This window comes from Arthrobacter zhaoguopingii (assembly GCF_009828605.1).
GTDB classification, from domain to species: Bacteria; Actinomycetota; Actinomycetes; order Actinomycetales; family Micrococcaceae; genus Arthrobacter_D; species Arthrobacter_D zhaoguopingii.
Genome location: NZ_WIAE01000031.1, coordinates 1 through 5234, shown reverse-complemented (window position 1 = coordinate 5234; position 5234 = coordinate 1). Strand labels below are relative to the sequence as shown.

The 5234-nt window shown below is 63.2% G+C and carries 5 protein-coding genes; 2 read left to right on the top strand and 3 right to left on the bottom strand.

Annotated elements, in window-relative coordinates; translation table 11 throughout:
• Positions 1–149 precede the first annotated feature (149 nt).
• On the bottom strand, positions 150–653 hold the full coding sequence (locus GVV77_RS17925) for a tetratricopeptide repeat protein (RefSeq protein WP_159620678.1): 504 nt from the start codon (positions 651–653) through the stop codon (positions 150–152).
• Between GVV77_RS17925 and GVV77_RS18520 the strand changes: the two genes are divergently transcribed.
• Positions 586–1008, top strand: a complete 423-nt coding sequence (locus GVV77_RS18520) for a GNAT family N-acetyltransferase (RefSeq protein ID WP_201293276.1) — start codon at positions 586–588, stop codon at positions 1006–1008. The two genes, GVV77_RS17925 and GVV77_RS18520, sit on opposite strands and share 68 nt — an antisense overlap.
• Positions 1009–2518: 1510 nt before the next feature.
• Here GVV77_RS18520 and GVV77_RS17915 read toward each other — a convergent pair.
• Positions 2519–3151, bottom strand: a complete 633-nt coding sequence (locus tag GVV77_RS17915; RefSeq protein ID WP_159620675.1) for a TetR/AcrR family transcriptional regulator — start codon at positions 3149–3151, stop codon at positions 2519–2521.
• Between the two features lie 53 nt (positions 3152–3204).
• Between GVV77_RS17915 and GVV77_RS17910 the strand changes: the two genes are divergently transcribed.
• Positions 3205–4128, top strand: a complete 924-nt coding sequence (locus GVV77_RS17910; protein WP_159620673.1) for a zinc-binding dehydrogenase — start codon at positions 3205–3207, stop codon at positions 4126–4128.
• An 846-nt stretch (positions 4129–4974) separates the two neighbouring features.
• Here GVV77_RS17910 and GVV77_RS17905 read toward each other — a convergent pair.
• Positions 4975–5234: hypothetical protein (locus tag GVV77_RS17905; RefSeq protein ID WP_159620671.1), on the bottom strand; the 260-nt coding region annotated here is incomplete at its 5' end.

Here is a 5234-nt window from a genome sequence, read left to right as displayed (position 1 = left end):
TGTCAGCGTCGATCCCTGGGCCATCAACACCCAGAACCGCGCCTCCTGATCGAGTCGTTCCTTTTTCGACACCACTCACAACACCTCACATCAATAGGGGGTGTTGCAACGACCGACTGAACTCACCATCCCTCAACGGGACTCGGCTGCTACCGCGGTCTCGTCTCCTCCAGGGAGCGGATGTAGGCCGCGTTCCCGCTGATTGCGGGTTTGTACCGCTCCATGTCCGGTGTGCCCACGAATTCCGCCACCACCTCCAGCAGCAAGGCGATGGATTCGTTCGGCTGGCCGGCAGCGTGAGCGGTGATGGCTTCGAAGACTCCCAGCTCCGGGGACCCGGGGAAGGCTGTGCGGGCTTTCCTGAAGATGTCGCTCGACTTTTCGTACTCGCCCAGGTTTCTCAGTGTCGATCCGTACTGGAGGTAGCACCGACGCAGAAGGTCCCCCTCCAGCCCGGCAGCCAGAGCCTTCTCGTAGAATCCCTGTGCGATGGTCTCGTGGCCGGCCGTGTCGTAGGCGCCACCGACCTCGTAGAGCACCCGCGCGTTCTCCGGGTGAGATTCGTAGAGTGGGAGCAAAGCATCAATGGTTGCCTGCATGTTGTCCCGGTCCCGATCCGCGAAGATCTGGTCGAGTTCGTCGTCCAAAGGCATGACGCCCACTCTTCCACAAGCGTCAAAAGATAGAACCTGTGAGCTGGTCCCTCGCCGCGCGCTTTGTCGGGCGGGTCTAACGCAGCAGGAGAGTCGTCGTCCTCGGGGTGCCGGTACCGCGCGGTGTGCCTGGGCTGAGGAACAGGCGGCCGCGGCCGGGTTCGGTGCGATCTACCTTGGCGTGGGTGTCGACAATGACCGGGCCCGGAAACTTTATGAGCGGTTGGGCTACAGGCCGCTGGGGGAGTCGGTCACCACGACCTACAACTATGTTGATGATGCAGGGGTCACCCAGACGGCGACCGAAACCGATGGCCTTTACGTGTTGGATCTGCGTGGCCGGGAGAACCGGTGACCCAAGGCCCCCAAACGGGACGACTCGTGACCGTTCTCGAAATGTCGGTGACGGAGGAATCACTACATGATAAGTGCACCGAAGACCGAAGGGCTCGTAGTCCGGGTGGGTGGGCACCCACGGACCGAAGTCGTTCAGGCACTGCGCAATGCGGGCATTCAGCTCAATGTCCACGCGGAGACGCTGCTCGCTCACCGCGCATTCGATGACCCGGCGGGTCAGATACTGCGGATTGTGGAGCGGACCGTAAAACAGTGGGCTGGACGAGGGTGCCGTGCAATCCCGGGTCTTCGCGGTGGCAAGAAGCCATGGCCTCCAGGTTTGGGGAGGTCTCCACCCGTACGGTGTAAATAGGGCCAGGGCATCATTCATCCCGGGGCACCCTCAGCAACTATCAGCAAAACCAGGGCCCTCGCCCCGAGGCGCGCTGCACAGAGTCCTTCTCCTATGCGCTTGATCACGCCCAAGGTGACAGCCGGATCCGCTCAGCCGGTTGCACACCGCATCATCACCAACACGTAAAGCTCAGCGCAGGTGTTCATCCTCGTGAACCGACGGCTGCGGAGCGGCGCCGCTGCAATACCTGCAGCGAATCCGGTTAGGACTTGGTGCCGCCACCCACCTAGCCATTTTTCTCACGGTCAGAAGACCGCGGTCGTGCACAGAGCGAAGCGGCGCCTTATCCGCACATCGGACCGAGGTCGAGTGTGGTGCGCCAGATACACCCAGACGCAACTGTTCAAAACGCGCCGAAAAGTGTCGTTCTAGGGTCCTTTTCTGGCTTCTGCATCGGATGTGCGCGAAGGTCCAGAGATGGTGCACCATGTCTCGGCAGGGTACGACTGCCGCGGACAGGTCCGGGTGGCTCACCCATAGGTGGACGGCTTTGAGCTTTATCCTTCGGGCTCCACTCGCCCACAGATGGATGACCAACTACCGGTCTGGCTCCACGGCCCCGGGTTCTGTCCCGTGCATCGATGAGCACTGCTGATCTGGCGGGCCAGGTGCCTGGGGCTGTCCCGCCGCAGCTTTCAGAAGGCTGTGCACGCCCGCCGCCGGCTCAGGGGTGGGTTGCCAAGTGTCGGTGACTTAGGTGGGTGTGTGCAGGCGGGCCCCTGGTTCCTACTGGCCATCTTGGGTGCAGGACAAGCAGCGAAGCGTGGGGGACCTTTTGCCGTGCCCCTGACGCTCCTATAACTTTCAATTCGCGCCCGATCGCTTGCGTGCTTCGAGGGTCCTGGGGACGAGGCGGTTGGTCGCGGCAGACTCTTACCTTATTTTCCGGAGTGTGGCGGCACTTTGCCGAGCTGTCCAAGAGTCGGTGCTGGGTCAGGTTCTTTGAGCTGCGGCAACAGTGAGGGCCGGTAGGCGAGGATGCGGGTTCCTGAATGCCCGGGATGTTCGGAGGTGAGGTGACTCTTCATCGTGCCGGGTGGGACCGGGGCGGGCCGCGTCGCTGCGTGACACCCGATCGGTAGGGAGCGCGATGGGGCGCCTCGCCGGACGTCCGTCAGCTGGAGGCGGTCGCCCGAGCCTTAAGGAGTGGCGTGGTCTCCAGGAAACGAAGGTTGCGCCGAACCAGTGCGTGAAATGCGGCGGGGTCGAGGTTTTCGGATTCCAGCCAAGCCTCCCGGGCCCGTCGCCAAGCGTTCAAAACGCCATCGAGCGCCAGGTCGAATTCGTGCTGTGCGATTGTGCTGAAGGATGGCCGGAGGGCATCGGCGCACCGCGCAGCCGTGACTCCGCACAAATTCAGCGCTATTCCGCTGACCGTCGGACTGGCCGCCGCCAGTCGTGACGCACCGGCGAAGCGTGTCCACCATGCCTGGTCGAACTGGGCAGCGGCGGCCTCGAAGGCGCCCAAAAAGAATTCACTGAGCGACAATCCTTCCGCCTGCTCATCCAGTGCCTCGAGGATCGCCGTGAAGAAGTCCTCATCCAGGGCAATGACAGCCTCTTCCTTCGAGGAAAAGAACCGAAAAAAGGTCCGCGCCCCGATGCCGGCCTCGTCGGCGATCTCACGCACGGTCGTCGCGTCAAGACCCCGGGTGCTGCCGAAGTGTAGGACCGCGTCCACGATGGCGGTCCGTGTCTGCTGCCTTTTCGTCAGCCGGCGGCCCGGTGCGACCTGAACTGTTGTCATGGCCTCATTATGGCACATTGTGCCAATCGGCACAGTGTGCCAAAATTCAGGGCATGAACTCACTTATTGTTGACCGCGACGCCCCGGGCGGCATCCGCCTTGCCACCACCACGCCGGAACCTTCAGTATCCGAGGCGCTCGTGCGGGTGTCGGCCGCAACCGTAAATCCCACGGACCTGCACTTTGCCGCACAAGCACCCCATGGAGCCGTCATCGGGTACGAAGTGGCTGGCACCATTGATGTACCCGCTTCGGACGGCTCAAGCCCCGCTGCCGGTACGCGGGTGGCGGGACTGGCGATGGGCGGTGCCTGGGCGGAGTATGCGGCTGTTCCGGGCGCCCAACTCGCCGTCATACCCGACCACCTGGATTTTGACACTGCCGCGACTGTGCCGCTCGCTGGGGCGTCAGCGCTGCGAGCTCTCCGGGCGCTGGGCTCGACGCTCGGCCGTCGAGTCCTGATTACCGGAGCAACTGGGGCAGTGGGCAGGATCGCAGTGCAGCTGGCGGCCGCCTCCGGCGCTGCGGAGATCGCTGCGGTAGCCCGGGACGAACAGGCATTTCCGCTCCTTCGTGAACTCGGTGCCACCTCCACCTCCGCCGTGATCGGCTCAGACCTTGGCATATTCGACGGCGTCATCGATAACGTGGGCGGACCCGCCCTCAGGGATGCCTTCGCCCTGCTGGCATCCAATGGAACCCTCGTCTCGGTAGGACGAGCGAGCGGCGAGGACGTTGTCCTGAGCGCAACTGATCTTCAAGGCGACTGGGGAGGATCCGGACGAACCATCCGTACCTTCTTCATGCCGGAGGAGGGCGGGCCGGACCTCCAGTCCGACTTTGAATTCCTCATCAACCTCGCCGCGACCGGCCGCCTGCACACGAACATCGGAGAGCGCGTCTCCTTGAGCCGCGGCCTCGACATCCTCCGTACAGGAGCGTGGAAGGGGAAACTGGTCTTGCAGCCCCAGGCATAGGTGGACCGGCCCGCGTACCACCTCGAGCGTACCCCCGCCTCACGCCCGGCACCTCAATGGCAGGCGTCCGCCACAGTGACGGCGGGGCTTCTGGCCGCCATTACTCCTGCTGGGGTGGAGCCCAGACAACAGAGCGTTCACCTCCGTCCATCGCGTTGCCCAGCGAGTGCGCCACATCCACTAGACTGTCAGGATCATCTGCACGATTGGTGAGCTCCACCAAGAGCCCGGTGCCGCACCGTACCCGCGATTATTCTCCATTATTGCCGTGGGCGAGGGATGGCGGTTTGTCGCAGATCATGCGTGCCTGGGGCTGGCATTTAGCGGCGAACCACCCCCGGGCGATGAGCCGGTAAGCGGCGCGGGGGTGAGCCGACCTTAGGGCATGCTGCTGTCTAGAGAGATCAAATTCAACGCATGGCCGCAGGTTACCGGTGCTGAACAACTGCGAAGTGCGCACATCGGGTGCACACATCGGGTGCGCACCTCGCAGCTATCTTGTCCGATACTTATCGGAAGGATCGCTTGTTTGTGGCTGTGAGTCCGGCCCGCAGCGCTTCGAGGGCCGATCTGCCGTCGTTCCAGAAGCTCGGCAGCGACTGAGCGGGTGACGCCGGCCAGTACGTCGCGTGAGCCCTGATCTAGAAAGCTTCGCTTCCCCGATAGAGGCTCCTCCACCGGATGCGGGGACGCCGCACCCAGCCCCAGCGGGCGGGGTGCGGCCCTCCAAGGCCCTTAAGGGAGGGACACGAATACTCGGTGTCAAGGCCAGGAAGTTGTTTTCACGCATCTGAATGAGAGGTGAAATTGGTACCAGCAGCACAGCAGCTGACTCTCGCTGGAACGCTATCTTTGGTCGGCTGCGATGACATCGACGTCAATGGTGGACACGGTGCGGGTGCCCGCGGGAGTGTCGAATTCGAGGGTGGCTGCGCTGTACTCTCCGGGGTTGCTGCCAGCAAGCCACACAGCACCCCAGATACCGTCGGCTAGCGTGGTTTCGGTCACGGTTCCGGAGGCGCTGATGACGCGTACTGCGGTGACGTCTTCTCCTGCCTGCCCGCTGAGCTGAGCGTAGTTCTGCCCGGTCGCTGCACTTCCAAAGC